The sequence below is a fragment of the Nocardioides marmoriginsengisoli genome (assembly GCF_003725695.1).
In the GTDB taxonomy this organism is placed as follows: domain Bacteria; phylum Actinomycetota; class Actinomycetes; order Propionibacteriales; family Nocardioidaceae; genus Marmoricola; species Marmoricola marmoriginsengisoli.
Genome location: NZ_RJSE01000007.1, coordinates 428,718 through 443,290, shown reverse-complemented (window position 1 = coordinate 443,290; position 14,573 = coordinate 428,718). Strand labels below are relative to the sequence as shown.

The 14,573-nt window shown below is 70.6% G+C and carries 12 protein-coding genes; 3 read left to right on the top strand and 9 right to left on the bottom strand.

The genetic code is table 11. The annotated features are described in order from the left end of the window. Positions 1 to 7 precede the first annotated feature (7 nt). The gene (gene disA, locus EFK50_RS10705; RefSeq protein ID WP_123227545.1) at positions 8 to 1,093 is read left to right on the top strand and encodes a DNA integrity scanning diadenylate cyclase DisA; all 1,086 of its coding nucleotides are present in this window, start codon (positions 8 to 10) and stop codon (positions 1,091 to 1,093) included. Positions 1,094 to 1,204: 111 nt separating this feature from the next. On the opposite strand, the gene EFK50_RS10700 is transcribed toward disA, so the two are convergent. Continuing rightward, the gene (locus tag EFK50_RS10700) at positions 1,205 to 1,951 is read right to left on the bottom strand and encodes a hypothetical protein (RefSeq protein WP_123227544.1); all 747 of its coding nucleotides are present in this window, start codon (positions 1,949 to 1,951) and stop codon (positions 1,205 to 1,207) included. Positions 1,952 to 2,021: 70 nt separating this feature from the next. Between EFK50_RS10700 and EFK50_RS10695 the strand changes: the two genes are divergently transcribed. After that, entirely contained in the window at positions 2,022 to 2,879 is an 858-nt protein-coding gene (locus EFK50_RS10695; RefSeq protein ID WP_123227543.1) for an HhH-GPD family protein, read from the top strand. Positions 2,880 to 2,882: 3 nt separating this feature from the next. On the opposite strand, the gene EFK50_RS10690 is transcribed toward EFK50_RS10695, so the two are convergent. Continuing rightward, a complete protein-coding gene (locus EFK50_RS10690) occupies positions 2,883 to 5,399 on the bottom strand; it encodes an ATP-dependent Clp protease ATP-binding subunit (protein WP_123227542.1) in 2,517 nt (838 codons plus the stop codon). Positions 5,400 to 5,601: 202 nt separating this feature from the next. On the opposite strand from EFK50_RS10690, the gene EFK50_RS22455 reads away from it, so the two are divergent. Next, positions 5,602 to 7,122 carry a lysyl oxidase family protein gene (locus tag EFK50_RS22455; protein ID WP_221177352.1) on the top strand — a complete coding sequence of 507 codons (1,521 nt, stop codon included), beginning with the start codon at positions 5,602 to 5,604 and terminating at the stop codon, positions 7,120 to 7,122. Positions 7,123 to 7,142: 20 nt separating this feature from the next. On the opposite strand, the gene EFK50_RS10680 is transcribed toward EFK50_RS22455, so the two are convergent. The 7 genes from EFK50_RS10680 to EFK50_RS10650 all read right to left on the bottom strand — a co-directional run bounded on the left by EFK50_RS10680 (position 7,143) and on the right by EFK50_RS10650 (position 14,569). Continuing rightward, positions 7,143 to 7,778 carry a response regulator transcription factor gene (locus tag EFK50_RS10680; RefSeq protein ID WP_484213815.1) on the bottom strand — a complete coding sequence of 212 codons (636 nt, stop codon included), beginning with the start codon at positions 7,776 to 7,778 and terminating at the stop codon, positions 7,143 to 7,145. Between the two features lie 23 nt (positions 7,779 to 7,801). After that, positions 7,802 to 9,037, bottom strand: coding sequence for a sensor histidine kinase (locus EFK50_RS10675; protein ID WP_183407766.1), 1,236 nt, complete (start codon positions 9,035 to 9,037; stop codon positions 7,802 to 7,804). Positions 9,038 to 9,128: 91 nt separating this feature from the next. After that, positions 9,129 to 9,437: a histone-like nucleoid-structuring protein Lsr2 gene (locus EFK50_RS10670; RefSeq protein ID WP_123227539.1), complete on the bottom strand. Its 309-nt coding sequence runs from the start codon at positions 9,435 to 9,437 to the stop codon at positions 9,129 to 9,131. Between the two features lie 56 nt (positions 9,438 to 9,493). Continuing rightward, complete coding sequence (gene lysS, locus EFK50_RS10665; RefSeq protein WP_123227538.1) at positions 9,494 to 11,008, bottom strand: lysine--tRNA ligase; 1,515 nt, start codon at positions 11,006 to 11,008, stop codon at positions 9,494 to 9,496. A gap of 159 nt (positions 11,009 to 11,167) precedes the next feature. Then, positions 11,168 to 11,953: a type III pantothenate kinase gene (locus EFK50_RS10660; protein WP_123227537.1), complete on the bottom strand. Its 786-nt coding sequence runs from the start codon at positions 11,951 to 11,953 to the stop codon at positions 11,168 to 11,170. 46 nt (positions 11,954 to 11,999) lie between these two features. Further along, positions 12,000 to 12,911: a carboxylating nicotinate-nucleotide diphosphorylase gene (gene nadC, locus EFK50_RS10655; RefSeq protein ID WP_183407765.1), complete on the bottom strand. Its 912-nt coding sequence runs from the start codon at positions 12,909 to 12,911 to the stop codon at positions 12,000 to 12,002. Further along, entirely contained in the window at positions 12,908 to 14,569 is a 1,662-nt protein-coding gene (locus tag EFK50_RS10650; RefSeq protein WP_123227536.1) for an L-aspartate oxidase, read from the bottom strand. Before EFK50_RS10650 ends, nadC begins: the two co-directional genes overlap by 4 nt. Between the last annotated feature and the right edge of the window lie 4 nt (positions 14,570 to 14,573).

The following is a 14,573-nucleotide window of genomic DNA, read 5'->3' as shown; positions in this document are numbered from 1 at the left end:
CAGGCCCGTGGTAGCCGCCGACGACGCGCGCGAGGCCGAACGCCTGCGCGCCACTCTTGCCAGCATCGCGCCGGGCACGTCCCTGCGCGATGGTCTCGAGCGCATCCTGCGCGGCCGTACCGGCGCGCTGATCGTGCTCGGCCACGACAAGACCATGGAGACCATCGCCACCGGCGGGTTCACCCTCGACGTCCCGTTCACCGCGACCGGCCTGCGCGAGCTCGCGAAGATGGACGGCGGCATCATCGTCGACGCCGACGTGACCCGGATCGTCCGGGCAAACGTGCACCTGATGCCCGACCACACCATCCCCAGCGACGAGACCGGCACCCGGCACCGCACCGCGGACCGGGTAGCGAAGCAGACCGGCTTCCCCGTCATCTCGGTCTCCCAGTCGATGCAGATCATCGCCGCGTACGTCGGCGAGACCCGCTACGTGCTCGAGGACACCGGCTCGATCCTGTCCCGCGCCAACCAGGCGCTGGCCACCCTGGAGCGGTACAAGCTCCGCCTCGACGAGGTCTCCAGCACCCTCTCCGCCCTGGAGATCGAGGACCTGGTGACGGTGCGCGACGTCGCCGTCGTGGCGCAGCGGCTGGAGATGGTCACCCGGATCGCCCGCGAGATCGAGGACTACGTGCTGGAGCTCGGCTCCGACGGCCGGCTGCTCTCGCTGCAGCTCGAGGAGCTCGTCACCGGCGTCGACGCGGAGCGCGAGCTCGTCGTCCGCGACTACCTCCCGACCGGTCGCCGGAAGCGCACCCCGGAGACGGTTCTCAACGACCTCGAGGCGCTCTCCTCCACCGACCTCGTCGACATCTCGATGGTTGCCAAGGCCCTCGGCCTCGGTCAGGCCGAGCACCTCGACGGCGCCGTGACGCCGCGCGGCTACCGGCTGCTGGCCAAGGTCCCGCGGTTGCCCAGCACGGTTGTCGACGGCCTCATCGAGCAGTTCGACACCCTGCAGAAGCTGCTGTCGGCCGGCGTCGAGGAGCTGCAGATCGTCGAAGGGGTCGGCGAGCTGCGCGCCCGGAGCGTCCGCGAGGGACTCTCCCGGCTGGCCGAGTCGAGCATCCTCGAGCGCTACGTCTGATCAAGGACGCGCCAGCGGACTTGATCGTCGGTGGTTGAGCAGCGAGCGCCGAAGCGAGGCACGAGCTCGGCGACCGAGCGTGCCGAAACCTGGTGACGCACGCGTCCAGGGCTACCTCCCCGACGCCACCGTCGGCGACTTCGACGCCTTGCCCTTCGGCTTGTTCTTCGGCTTCGGCGTCACGGTGATCACCGGCCGCGGCGGGCTGGTCATCCGGAACGGGGCCGAGGTCGGCTCGGAGCCGATCACGGCCGCCAGCACCTGGTAGCTCCCCGGCATCGCCCAGTCGGTGGAGCGGCTGCACTGGGCGTCGGAGTACCGGCCGTTCCAGGTGACCTGGATCGTGGTCGGGGCACCGCTGCGGACGACCACCGCCGCCTTCTTGATCGAGCTCGGGCAGTCCTGGCTCGACCAGACCCGCTTCTTGCCGGCCGTCACTTTCGCGACCACGGAGTCGGCGGTCACCTCGAAGTTGCAGGCCGGGCGGATGCCGGTGAGCTGGAGGGTGAGCGGCACCGTGCCGCCCCCCTGCAGGGTCCCGACGACCGGGGTCACGGTGATCTCGTCGAGCGCGCACGGACCGCTCGGTTGTGCGAGCGCCGGCGGCGGCGTCCCGGTGGGGGTCGCACCCGGCTTCGCGGTCACCACCGGCTGCGGTCCGAGCGGACCGGCTTCCGGCGTCGGCGTGCTCTTGGCGGCCGTGACGTTGGCCTTGCTCTGCGGATCGGGCTCGGCGGAACCGGTCAGCATCCGGGCCAGCGCGAAGACCAGCGCCAGCGCCGTACCGAGGACCAGCGCGCGGCGGAACCAGTAGACGCGCGCGGGAAGAGGTCCGTGCGGACGCGGCGAGGCGGTCATGGCACCACGGTAGAAAACTTCGACCCGGGTGTTGCGGAGGCGCACCGGGCGGACTCGTAGGCTGGCCGCCATGAACGCCCTGCTGGAGCCGATCACGGCCTGGTACGACGCGCATGCGCGCGATCTGCCGTGGCGGCGACCGGGCACCAGCCCCTGGTCGGTGATGGTCTCGGAGTTCATGCTCCAGCAGACCCCGGTCAACCGGGTCCTGCCCGTGCACGAGGCCTGGCTGGAACGGTGGCCCTCGCCGGCGGACCTGGCCGCGGAGCCCAGCGGCGAGGCGGTCCGGGCCTGGGGGCGGCTCGGCTACCCGCGGCGCGCGCTCCGGCTGCACGCCTCCGCCGTCGCGATCACCGAGCAGTTCGGCGGCGAGGTCCCGGACACCTACGACGACCTGCGCACGCTCCCTGGCGTCGGCGACTACACCGCCGCGGCGATCGCCTCGTTCGCCTTCGGCCGCGCCCACCCGGTCCTCGACACCAATGTCCGGCGGGTGCTCGGCAGGACGCTCGGCGGCGTGGAGTTCCCGGCCCCCGGCGTCACCCGGGCCGAGCGCGACCTCGCCGCATCCCTGGTGCCCGAGGTGGACCCCGAGGTCTGGGCGGTGGCGGTGATGGAGCTCGGCGCCCTGGTCTGCACCGCCTCCGGCCCGCGCTGCGACGGGTGCCCGGTGTTCGACGAGTGCGCCTGGCAGCGCCTCGGAAAGCCCCCGTACGACGGCCCGGCCCGCAAGACCCAGGCGTACGCCGGGACCGACCGGATGTGCCGCGGCCGACTGCTGGCCGTGCTTCGGGACGCACCGGGCTCGGTGCCGCGATCGCGCCTGGACGCGGCCTGGGCCGAGCCGGTGCAGCGGGAACGAGCACTGGCCTCCCTGCTCGACGATGGACTCGTCGTGCAGGAAGGCCAGCGCTTCAGGCTTCCGTAGCGGCTAGACCGCGGCTTCCTCGCCGTTGCCGCCGGCCACCTCGACCGGAGGCGTGTCGGGGAGCTCGACGCGCGGGGTGCCCTTGAAGGTGAAGGTCGCCTCGGCACCCTCGCCCTCCACGTCCACCAGCACGATCTGGCCCGGTCCGACCTCGCCGTACAGCATCTTCTCGGCCATGATGTCCTCGATCTCGCGCTGCACGGTCCGGCGCAGCGGCCGGGCGCCCAGCACGGGGTCGAAGCCCTTCCTGGCGAGCAGGTCCTTGGCGGCCTGGGTCAGCTCGATCGACATGTCCCGGTCCTTCAGGCGCAGCTCGACCGACGCGATCATGTTGTCGACCATCGCGATGATCTGCTCCTGAGTGAGCGGCGGGAAGACGATCATCTCGTCGACCCGGTTCAGGAACTCCGGCCGGAAGTGCTGCTTGAGCTCCTCCTGGACCTTCGCCTTCATCCGCTCGTAGGAACCCTGGGTGTCCGAGGCGTTGCCGAAACCGAGGCTGACGCCCTTGCTGATGTCGCGCGAGCCCAGGTTCGTGGTCATGATGATCACGGTGTTCTTGAAGTCGACGACCCGGCCCTGGCTGTCGGTCAGGCGACCTTCCTCCAGGATCTGCAGCAGGCTGTTGAAGATGTCCGGGTGCGCCTTCTCGACCTCGTCGAACAGCACCACCGAGAACGGCTTGCGCCGCACCTTCTCGGTCAGCTGGCCACCCTCTTCGTAGCCGACGTAGCCCGGAGGCGAGCCGAAGAGCCGCGAGACGGTGTGCTTCTCGGAGAACTCCGACATGTCGAGCTGGATCAGGGCGTCCTCGTCACCGAAGAGGAACTCCGCGAGCGTCTTGGACAGCCACGTCTTACCGACACCGGACGGACCGGCGAAGATGAACGAGCCACCGGGGCGCTTCGGGTCCTTCAGGCCGGCACGAGTACGACGGATCGCCCGGGAGAGCGCCTTGACGGCCTCCTCCTGGCCGATGACCCGCTTGTGCAGCTCGTCCTCCATCTTGAGCAGCCGGGTCGACTCCTCCTCGGAGAGCTTGACGATCGGGATGCCGGTCGCGACCGCGAGGACCTCGGCGATGAGCTCCTCGTCGACCTCGGCCACCACGTCCATGTCACCGGCGCGCCACTGCTTCTCGCGCTCGGCCTTGGCCAGCATCAGCTGCTTCTCCTCGTCGCGCAGCCGCGCGGCGGCCTCGAAGTCCTGGCCGTCGATGGCGCCTTCCTTGCGCTTGCGGACCTCGCCGATCTTGTCGTCGAACTCGCGCAGGTCGGGCGGGGCCGTCATCCGGCGGATCCGCAACCGCGAGCCCGCCTCGTCGATCAGGTCGATCGCCTTGTCCGGCAGGAACCGGTCGGAGACGTACCGGTCGGCCAGCGTCGCCGCGGCCACCAGGGCCTCGTCGGTGATGGTCACCCGGTGGTGCGCCTCGTACCGGTCGCGCAGACCCTTGAGGATCTCGATGGTGTGCGCGATCGACGGCTCGGCGACCTGGATCGGCTGGAAGCGGCGCTCCAGCGCGGCGTCCTTCTCCAGGTGCTTGCGGTACTCGTCGAGCGTGGTCGCACCGATGGTCTGCAGCTCGCCGCGGGCCAGCATCGGCTTGAGGATGCTGGCGGCGTCGATCGCACCCTCGGCGGCACCCGCACCGACGAGCGTGTGCAGCTCGTCGATGAACAGGATGATGTCGCCGCGGGTCTTGATCTCCTTGAGGACCTTCTTCAGGCGCTCCTCGAAGTCACCGCGGTAGCGCGAGCCGGCCACCAGGGCGCCCAGGTCGAGCGAGTAGATCTGCTTGTCCTTCAGCGTCTCGGGCACGTCGCCGCGCACGATCGCCTGGGCCAGGCCCTCGACGCAGGCGGTCTTGCCGACGCCGGGCTCGCCGATCAGCACCGGGTTGTTCTTGGTGCGGCGGGACAGCACCTGCATGACCCGCTCGATCTCCTTCTCGCGACCGATGACGGGATCGAGCTTGCCCTCCTTCGCGGCTTGCGTGTAGTTGCGGCCGAACTGGTCGAGGACCAGGCTCGAGCTCGGGGCGGCCTCGGGCGCCGTACCGGCCGTCTGCGCCTCCTTGCCCTGGTAGCCCGAGAGCAGCTGGATGACCTGCTGGCGGACCCGGTTGAGGTCCGCGCCGAGCTTCTGGAGGACCTGGGCGGCGACGCCCTCGCCCTCGCGGATCAGGCCGAGCAGGATGTGCTCGGTGCCGATGTAGTTGTGGCCGAGCTGGAGGGCCTCCCGGAGCGAGAGCTCGAGGACCTTCTTGGCGCGGGGGGTGAACGGGATGTGGCCGCTCGGGGCCTGCTGGCCCTGGCCGATGATCTCTTCGACCTGGGCGCGGACGCCTTCGAGCGAGATGCCGAGGCTTTCCAGGGCCTTGGCCGCAATGCCGTCACCTTCGTGGATCAGCCCGAGCAGGATGTGCTCGGTGCCGATGTAGTTGTGCGAGAGCATGCGGGCCTCTTCCTGGGCCAGCACGACAACACGACGGGCACGGTCTGTGAACCGTTCGAACATGGGCATCGCTCCTTGACTACGCGGGTCGGTCGCCGTGCCACCCGCACGTCTCTCAAACCCTGATTCCACCCTACGTGTTCCGCCGAAAGACCGTATCCGCTCTGAGCGAACATGAAATCTGAGAATCATCGGCCGCGCAGGCAACCGAACGGCTCCGCGGAGCGTCGTACGTTCAGTTCATTCCTTCGAGAAAGGTCGTCTCGTGCGCCATCTCCGCACCGCCGTACCCGGTCTGCTCGCCGTCAGCGCGCTGGCGCTGACCACGCTGACCGCCCAGGCGGCCCCGCAACGCGACACCGGTGTCCGGCTGTTCAGCCCGAGCAAGAACGTCGTGATGACGATCCACAACTCCGGCGAGGAGCAGTGGACCGAGTTCAACCCGGCGATCTACCTCGGATCCCGGAAGAGCCGGCTCGAGTTCGACGTCCGCCGCACGAGCGCCAGCGAACCGATCACCGCGACCCTGCGGATCGGCAACCGGAGCCAGAAGGTCCCCGGCAAGCTGCTGGCCGGCTGGACCGGGCTGCGGGACGCCTTCACGCTGACCTGGCGGACGCCGGCCGGCGCCGTGACGTCCTCGACCAAGGTGACCTGGTGCCCCAACGACGGCCAGCCGAGCCGGTTGCGGCCGAACGCCGCCACCGAGACCGCGTTCACCTCCGGCTGCAGCTCGCACCCCTTCACCCGCAGCCAACGCTGGGGCATCGACCGCGGCTGGGCCCGGCAGGTCCTCGGCTGGGGCATCGAGCCGCCGGCGGCGATGGCCGGTGACCGGGCGATCCTCGACGTGACGATGCGCTGGGGGCTGGCGAAGGTCCTCGGGCTGACCGACGCGCAGCGCAAGCTCCGCTTCCGCATCACCGTCAAGCACGTGGTCGACGAAGAGGAGGGTCCCGGTCCCGAGCCGGTCCCGCACGCGTCCGGCCGGTCCGGCCCTCGGTCCGCCTCGGCGAACGCACGGCAGGGCGCCCCGAGCGCGCCCGGAGCCGACGCGCGACGACTCTCCCCGGGCGTGCTGCCGGACCTGATCTCGTTGCCGGCGTTCGGGATCTCGACCCACAACGAGGGCGGTCGCGACCTCCTCGACTTCGCCGCGACGGTCTACAACGGCGGGCCGGCCCCGCTGGTCGCCGAGGGCTTCCGGCGCGGGTCCGCGCCGGAGATGGATGCCTACCAGTTCTTCTACCGCGGCGAGCGCCAGGTGGCGTCGCGCCGGGTCGGCACGATGGAGTACGACGTCCGTCCCTCGCACTCGCACTGGCACTTCCGGGACTTCGCGGTCTACGACCTGACCAACCGCAAGCACAAGCGCCTGCGCACCAGCGGCAAGGAGGCGTTCTGCCTGGCCCCGACCGACGCCATCGACCTGCTCGGTCGCGGTGCCGTGGTCGACCCGGGCAACGGGGACCTCTCCACCGCCTGCGGCGACCCGACGTCGGTCTGGGTGCGTGAGGTGCTGGCGTCCGGCTGGGGCGACACCTACTCCCAGCAGCGGGCCGGCCAGTCGATCGACATCACCGGGCTGCCCAACGGCTCCTACTGGATCCGGGTGACCGCCAACCCGCTCAACCGCCTGAAGGAGACCACCAAGAAGAACAACGTCTCCTACCGCCGGGTGGTGCTCGGCGGGACCGCCGGGGAGCGCACCGTGAAGGTGCCCAAGTACGGCCGGATCAACAGCGAGACCTACTTCGGAGGCCCCGGAGGCATGCGTCTCGGCTGAGATGAACGCCGGCCCGGCGATTAGTCGCCGGGCCGGACCAGCCCGTTCTCATAGGCGAAGACGACCGCCTGGATCCGGTCGCGCAGGCCGAGCTTGCGCAGCACCTCTGCCACGTGCGACTTGACCGTCTCCGTCGAGATCACCAGCCCATCCGCGATCTCGGCGTTCGACCGGCCCTGGGCGAGGTTCAGGAGGACCTCGTACTCGCGGGGGCTCAAGACCTCCGACACCTGGACCCGGGCCGAGGTTCGCGGTCCGCGCGCGAAGTCGGCGACCAGTCGGCGACTCACCGTCGGCCCCAGCAGCATCGACCCCTCGGCGATCATCCGGACACCGTCCACGAGGCGGTCGGCGGTGACGTCCTTGAGTAGGAACCCGCTGGCCCCGGCACGGATCGCGTCGTAGACGTAGGCATCGAGGTCGAAGGTGGTCAGGATCAGCACCCGCGTCGGGTGGTCACGGGTGATCAGCCTGGTCGCCTCGATACCGTCGAGGACGGGCATCCGGATGTCCACCAGGGCGACGTCCGGCGGGTCGGCGGCGACCAGGGTCATCAGCTCGCGGCCGTTCGCCGCCGTACCGGTGACCTCGATGCCGTCCTGCGCAGCCAGCAGTGCTGCGAAGCCGGCGCAGATCACCGGTTGGTCGTCAGCCACGACCACCCTGACCGGTTCGAGGCTCACGCCGTTCCTTGCGGCAGTGTTGCCTCGACGACGAATTCGTCGTCAACCGCGCCGGCCATCAGGCGGCCGTCGAGGCTCTCGACCCGTTCCCGCATGCCGAGCAGGCCGTGCCCGATGCCGTCATCGACGGCATCGCCTCGCAGCGGCGTACCGACCCGGACGACGACCATCGGGTCGGTACGGGTCAGTGACACGGTGACCGGTCTGCCGGGCGCGTGCTTGCGGGCGTTGGTCAGCGCCTCCTGGACGACCCGGTACGCCGCGTAGCCGACCGACGGCGCGACGTCGCCGCTGTCAGCACCATCGCCGCGGACCATCACCACCGAGCCCGCACCACGGCTGCGTTCGACCAGTGCTCCGATGTCCGACCAGCCGGGCTGCGGCATCCGCTCAGCGTCCCCTCCCGAGCGGCCCAGGATCCCCAGGACTCCGCGGAGCTCGTCCAGCGCCAGCCGCGCATCGGCGGCGATCTCGGCCAGCACCGCGCGAGCGGGCTCATCGAGATCCGTGTTCGTGTACGGCGCCGTCTCGGCCCGGACAGCGATCAGGGAGACGTGGTGCGCGACCACGTCGTGCAGGTCCCGGGCGAGGCGGGCGCGTTCGCCGACGACGGTCGCCTGCTCCTCGACCTGTCCGGCGCGGGCCAGCGCACGGCGGCCAGCCACGCCGGCTGCGACCCGGGAGCGGAACAACGCCCCGGCTCCAAGCGCCAGGAGCACTCCGATCGCGTAGAGGGTGACGGTCACCAGGCTGTCGAACGGGTCGCCGTAGGACCGCAGATCGATCAACGCACCGTCCGGGGTCACCATCGAACCCCAGAACACCAGCGAGATCGGAAACACCATCGCGAAGAGGCCGAAGAGCCAGGCGAGGACCTGCCGATCGCGCATCGTGCAGACCGCCACCGCGAGAACCGCGAGGAACATCGTGAACGGCCACTGATGCTGGTTCGCCAGCAGGAACAGGATCACCGGCAGCGTGACTGCCGTGGCCAGGGCCGTCCGAGGAGCCACCAGAGCGATCACCGGTGACGCGGCCGCCAGCAGCACACCGATGCCGGCAAGCTGCCTGAAGAACTCCTCCGCGTTCATCCCGTTGCCGAACACCCCGTAGGCCTGCGGTGTCACGCTCCCCAGGATGTACAGCGCTGCACCGAGCACTCCGGCGAGCACCCAGTAGGCGACGGGTACGGCGCGGAGGCGTTCGCGGAAGTCGTGCACGTCTGGCTGCATGCGATCAGACTGCCCGGACATGCGCGCAGCCTGGAACCCTCGCCCGGGGGAACTCCGAGTCACTCTGGGCTCCCCCGCCCGGGGGACTGAATCAGTGCGAGGCCAGGTAGGCGTCGCGCACGTGCGAGGAGACGCGGCCGCGGTCGGGGACCTTGAACCCGTTCTCGCGGGCCCAGGACCGGATCTCGGCCGGGCTCGGCCCACCGGAACGGGCGCGCTTGCGGCCGCCGCCGCGACGGGCGTGGCCGAGGTACGGCGCCAGGGCATCGCGCAGCTTCGCGGCATTCTTGCTGTTCAGGTCGATCTCGTACTCGCGGCCGTCCAGGGCGAAGCTGACCGTTTCCTCAGCGTCGGTGCCATCGATGTCGTCGACCAGGACGATGTTGACCTTCTGCGCCATGAGAATTCCTTTTCGTTGGCCCGGATCGGCATTCCCGCGAATGCCGTCAGGTCATATTACTCCGGACGCAGGAGCGGAAACAGAATGGTTTCCCTAATACCGGCTCCGGTGAGCAGCATGATCAGCCGGTCGACGCCCATTCCCATTCCGCCGGCGGGCGGCATTCCGTACTCCATCGCCCGGAGGAAGACCTCGTCCAGCTCCATCGCCTCCGGGTCGCCCGCGGCGGCCAGCAGGGACTGGGCGGTCAGCCGTTCGCGCTGGACGACGGGGTCGTTGAGCTCGGAATAGGCCGGTGCCAGTTCGACGCCGTTGATGATCAGATCCCAGGCCTCGTTCAAACCATTCTTGGACCGGTGGCTCTTCGCGAGCGGCTTCACCGCCGCCGGATAATCCATGACGAAAGTCGGGGTGATCAGGGAATCCTCGACGAGCTGCTCGTAGAGCTCGACCACGATCTCCTCGGCACCCCATTTCGGCTGCAGCTCGACATCGCGCTTCCCGGCGTGCGCGACCAGCGCCTCGACACTCGTCTCGACGGTGATCTCCTCACCGAGCGCGTCCGAGACCAGGTCGAGGATCGGCGCCTGCCGCCACTCGGCCTCCAGGTCGATCTCGGAACCGTCCCGGCCCGGTACGACGGTCCGGCCGACCTCGCGGGCGGCGTTCAGCACCAGGTCCCTGGTCAGCTGCATCATGGTGAACTGGTCGCCGTACGCCTGGTAGGCCTCGAGCATCGAGAACTCGGCAGCGTGGGTGGAGTCGAGCCCCTCGTTGCGGAAGGTCCGGCCGATCTCGTAGACCCGGTCGACGCCGCCGATCATCGCCCGCTTGAGGTCGAGCTCCAGGGCGATCCGCAGCAGCATCGGCTGGTCGAGGGCGTTCAGGTGCGTCCGGAACGGCCGGGCCGCGGCACCGCCGTTGGTGAGCTGGAGGATCGGCGTCTCGACCTCCAGGTAGCCCTGCGCGTCGAGGGTGCTGCGCAGGCTCCGCAGCACGGCGGCCTTGGTCCGGACCATGTCGCGGGCCTCGGGGCGGATCATCATGTCGACGTACCGCAGCCGGATCCGGGCCTCGTCGGAGAGCGGCTTGTGCTCGTTGGGCAGCGGCCGCAGGGTCTTGGCGGCGATCTGCCAGCTGGACGCCTGCACCGAGAGCTCGCCGCGGCGGCTGGTGATCACCTCGCCGGTCACCGCCAGCAGGTCGCCGAGGTCGACCAGCGCCTTGAAGTCCGCCAGCGCGTCCTCGCCGACGCTGGCCAGCGACAGCATCACCTGGAGCTCGGACCCGTCGCCCTCGCGGAGCCGGACGAAGCAGAGCTTGCCGGTGTTGCGCAGGAAGATCACCCGGCCGACGATCGAGACGATCTGCCCGGTCATCGTGTCCGGCTCGATCTCGCCCGATTCGAGCAGCGGGTCGTAGGTCTCCCGGATCTCCTTGACCGTGTGGGTCCGCTCGACCGCGATCGGGTACGCCTCGCGTCCGGACTCCAGCAGCCGCGCCCGCTTCTCCCGGCGTACCTGCATCTGCTCGGGCAGGTCGTCAACGTCGGATTCGGGCTGGTCAGTCATGGGCGCAAGGCTACTGAACGTCGAACGGGCCCATGACGTCGGCCGAGTGGGCCCACGATGCAGTCGAGTACGCCGGAGGACCCACTCAACGCGCAGATCGGGCCCACTCGACGCGCAGATCGGGCCTGCTCGACGTACAGATCGGGCCTACTCGACGGGTTAGGTGTTGCGGAGGAAGGCGAGCTCCAGGCCGCGGAGGGTCAACCAGGGTTGGTGGTCGGTGATCGCGCGGCACTCGTCGACGACGACCGGGGCGAGGCCGCCGGTCGCGATCACGTGCACGGAGTCCGTCGGTACGCCGAGCTCCTCGATCATCCGCGCCACGATCCCGTCGACCTGGCTGGCGAACCCGAAGACCATCCCGGACTGCAGCGCCTCGACGGTGTTCTTCGCGATCACGGTGCGCGGGCGGAGCAGCTCGACCTTGCGGAGCTGCGCGCCACGACGACCGAGCGCCTCCAGCGAGATGTCGATGCCCGGCGAGATCGCGCCGCCGATGTACTCGCCGCGCGGACTCACCACGTCGAACGTGGTCGCGGTGCCGAAGTCGACGACGATCGCCGGGCCGTCGTACATGGCGGCCGCGGCGAGCGCGTTGATCACCCGGTCCGCGCCGACCTCGCGCGGGTTGTCCATCAGCACCGGTACGCCGGTCCGGACACCGGGCTCGATGACGACCGCCGGCACGTCGCCGAAGTGCCGGCTCAGCATGTCCCGCCACTCGTGCAGCACCGAGGGCACCGTCGCGCAGACGGCGATCCCGTCCGGGAGACCGTCGTGCGCGAGCGCGGTGGAGTCCTCGATCAGCCCGCGGATCAACACGAACCACTCGTCCGCGGTCCGGGTCTCCAGCGTCGAGACCCGCCAGTGGTCCTGGACCTCGCCGTCGGTGAGCAGGCCCAAGGTGGTGTGCGAGTTGCCGATGTCGGCGCAGAGGAGCGTCATCGATGTCCCCGCTCCGCGTCGTCCGCCGGCCGGCCGCTGCGCCCGCTCACGATTCCTCCAGGTCCAGCCCGAGGTCGAACACCTTGACCGAGTGCGTCAGCGCGCCGACGGAGATGAAGTCCACCCCGGTCGCGGCGACCTCGCGGGCACGCTCGAAGGTCAGCCCGCCGGACGCCTCGAGGACGGCGCGCCCCGCATTGATCGCGACCGCCTCGGCCATCAGCTCGTTGCTCATGTTGTCCAGCAGCACCTGCTCGCAGCCGGCGTCGAGCAGGATCCGGAGCTGGTCGAGGTCGGTCACCTCGACCTCCACTTGGAGGTCCGGGTACTTCGCCTTCACCGCCTCGTACGCCGGCAGCACCCCGCCCGCGGCGACCACGTGGTTGTCCTTGACCAGCGCCATGTCGCTGAGGCTGAACCGGTGGTTGACGCCACCGCCGCAGCGGACGGCGTACTTCTGCAGCTCGCGGTAGCCGGGCAGCGTCTTCCGGGTGTCCAGGACCCGGGCACTGGTGCCCTCCAGCGCGTCCACCCAGGCGGCGGTCGCCGTCGCCACCCCGGAGAGGTGGCAGGCGAAGTTCAGGGCGGTGCGCTCGGCGATCAGCAGGCCCTTGACCGGGCCGGCGACCCGGAGCACCACGTCACCGGCGCGCACCCGGGTGCCGTCGGGGACCCGGTCGGAGATCAGGACGGCGTCCCCGAGCACGTAGTGGAAGACCATCGCGGCGATGCCGAGCCCTGCCACCACACCGTCCTCGCGGGCACCGAAGTCGCCGGTGGCGCTGACGTCCGGGAGGGTCGCCTCGCTGGTGACGTCGACGCCGGTGCCGTCCGGCGGCAGGTCCTCCGCCAGGGCGTCGACGATCGCGGCGTAGATCCGTCGCGGGTCCAGTCCGGCAGCGGTGAGCTCGGCGACCAGGTCGGCCGGCAGGGCGTCGTACGGCGTCGCGGCGATCACGGCTGCTCCCCGTCGGTCGCGGCGGCCGCCCGGAAGGTCGCCACCGGCACGCCGTCGGTGAGGACGACGTCGAAGTGCCCGGCGAAGGCGGCATCGTCGCGCTCGCCGAAGTCCTCGCGCCAGTGCGACCCGCGGGTCTCCTCCCGCAGCCGGGCCGCGGTGGCGAGGGCGGCACTGATCGAGACCAGGTTGGTGGTCTCCCAGCTGGAGGTCCCCTCGACGCCGTCGACCGCGGCGAGCTCGCCGAGCGAGGTCAGCGCCAGGTCCAGGCCGGACGCGCTGCGCAGCACCCCGACCTGCTCGGTCATGGTGGCCTGCATCGCGGTCCGGACCTTGCCGTCGATCACCCCCGGTGTCCGCGGGTCGGCGACCGGCTCGGTCTGCGCGCCCAGCTCGCCGGGCAGCACCTGGGCGATCCGGCGGGAGAAGACCAGGCCCTCCAGCAGCGAGTTCGACGCCAGCCGGTTCGCGCCGTGCACGCCCGAGCAGGCGACCTCGCCGGTGGCGTAGAGCCCGGTGATCGTCGAGCGGCCCCAGAGGTCGGTGGCGACGCCGCCGGAGGCGTAGTGGCAGGCGGGGGCGACCGGGATCAGCTCGGTCACCGGGTCGACGCCGTGGCTGCGAGCGGTCGCCAGGATCGTCGGGAACCGCTTCTCCCAGAACTCGCGCCCCAGGTGCCGGGCGTCCAGCCACATGTGCGGCTTGCCCTCCTCGTGCATCCGCCGGGTGATCGCCTTCGCGACCACGTCGCGCGGCGCCAGGTCGGCGAGCTCGTGGACGCCCTGCATGAAGCGGTTGCCCTCGAAGTCGACCAGGAACGCGCCCTCGCCGCGGACCGCCTCGGAGATCAGCGGCTGCTGCCCGGTCGAGTCCGGCCCGAGGTACATCACCGTCGGGTGGAACTGGACGAACTCGAGGTCGCGGAGCACGGCACCGGCCCGGAGCGCCAGCGCCATCCCGTCACCGGTCGACACCGACGGGTTCGTGGTCTGCGAGAACACCTGGCCGAGCCCCCCGGACGCCAGGACGACGGCCCGGCAGCGGACCTGGCCGACGCCGTCCCGCTGACCCTCCCCCATCACGTGCAGGGTCAGACCGCACACCTCGCCGGCCGCGCCGAGCTGCAGGTCCACGGCAAGGGCGTGCTGGATCACCTCGACGTCGGGGGCCGCCTCGATCGCGGCGACCAGGGCGCGCTGGATCTCGGCGCCGGTGGCGTCCCCGCCGGCGTGCGCGATCCGGTCGCGGTGGTGACCGCCCTCGCGGGTCAGCGACAGCTCGCCGTCAGCGGCGTGGTCGAAGTTGGCGCCGAGGGCGATCAGCTCGCGGACGGCGTCGGGGCCCTCGTTGACGAGCACCCGCACCGCTTCGAGGTCGCACGCTCCGGCACCGGCGACCAGGGTGTCGACCTCGTGCTCGTGCGGGGTGTCACCGGGGCCGAGCGCTGCGGCGATGCCGCCCTGGGCCCACTGGGTCGAGCCCGCGGAGAGGACGTCCTTGGTGACGACCAGGATCTTGCCGACCTGTCCGCGCAGCCGGAGCGCGGCCGTCAGCCCGGCGATGCCGGAGCCGACCACCACGACGTCGGCCTCCCGGGTCCAGCCCGGGTCGCCCGCCGCGAGACGCTGCGGGAGCGGGCCGGGGAAAGAAAGGCTCATCCGT

Bases quoted from the DNA above. Each gene is read 5' to 3' on its own strand.
- EFK50_RS10670 (WP_123227539.1), bottom strand. From the start codon at position 9,437: ATGGCGCAGAAGGTCAACATCGTCCTGGTCGACGACATCGATGGCACC.
- EFK50_RS10660 (WP_123227537.1), bottom strand. From the start codon at position 11,953: ATGACGCTCCTCTGCGCCGACATCGGCAACTCGCACACCACCTTGGGC.
- EFK50_RS10695 (WP_123227543.1), top strand. From the start codon at position 2,022: ATGAACGCCCTGCTGGAGCCGATCACGGCCTGGTACGACGCGCATGCG.
- EFK50_RS10650 (WP_123227536.1), bottom strand. From the start codon at position 14,569: ATGAGCCTTTCTTTCCCCGGCCCGCTCCCGCAGCGTCTCGCGGCGGGC.
- EFK50_RS10690 (WP_123227542.1), bottom strand. From the start codon at position 5,399: ATGTTCGAACGGTTCACAGACCGTGCCCGTCGTGTTGTCGTGCTGGCC.
- lysS (WP_123227538.1), bottom strand. From the start codon at position 11,008: ATGACTGACCAGCCCGAATCCGACGTTGACGACCTGCCCGAGCAGATG.
- EFK50_RS10700 (WP_123227544.1), bottom strand. From the start codon at position 1,951: ATGACCGCCTCGCCGCGTCCGCACGGACCTCTTCCCGCGCGCGTCTAC.
- EFK50_RS10675 (WP_183407766.1), bottom strand. From the start codon at position 9,037: ATGCAGCCAGACGTGCACGACTTCCGCGAACGCCTCCGCGCCGTACCC.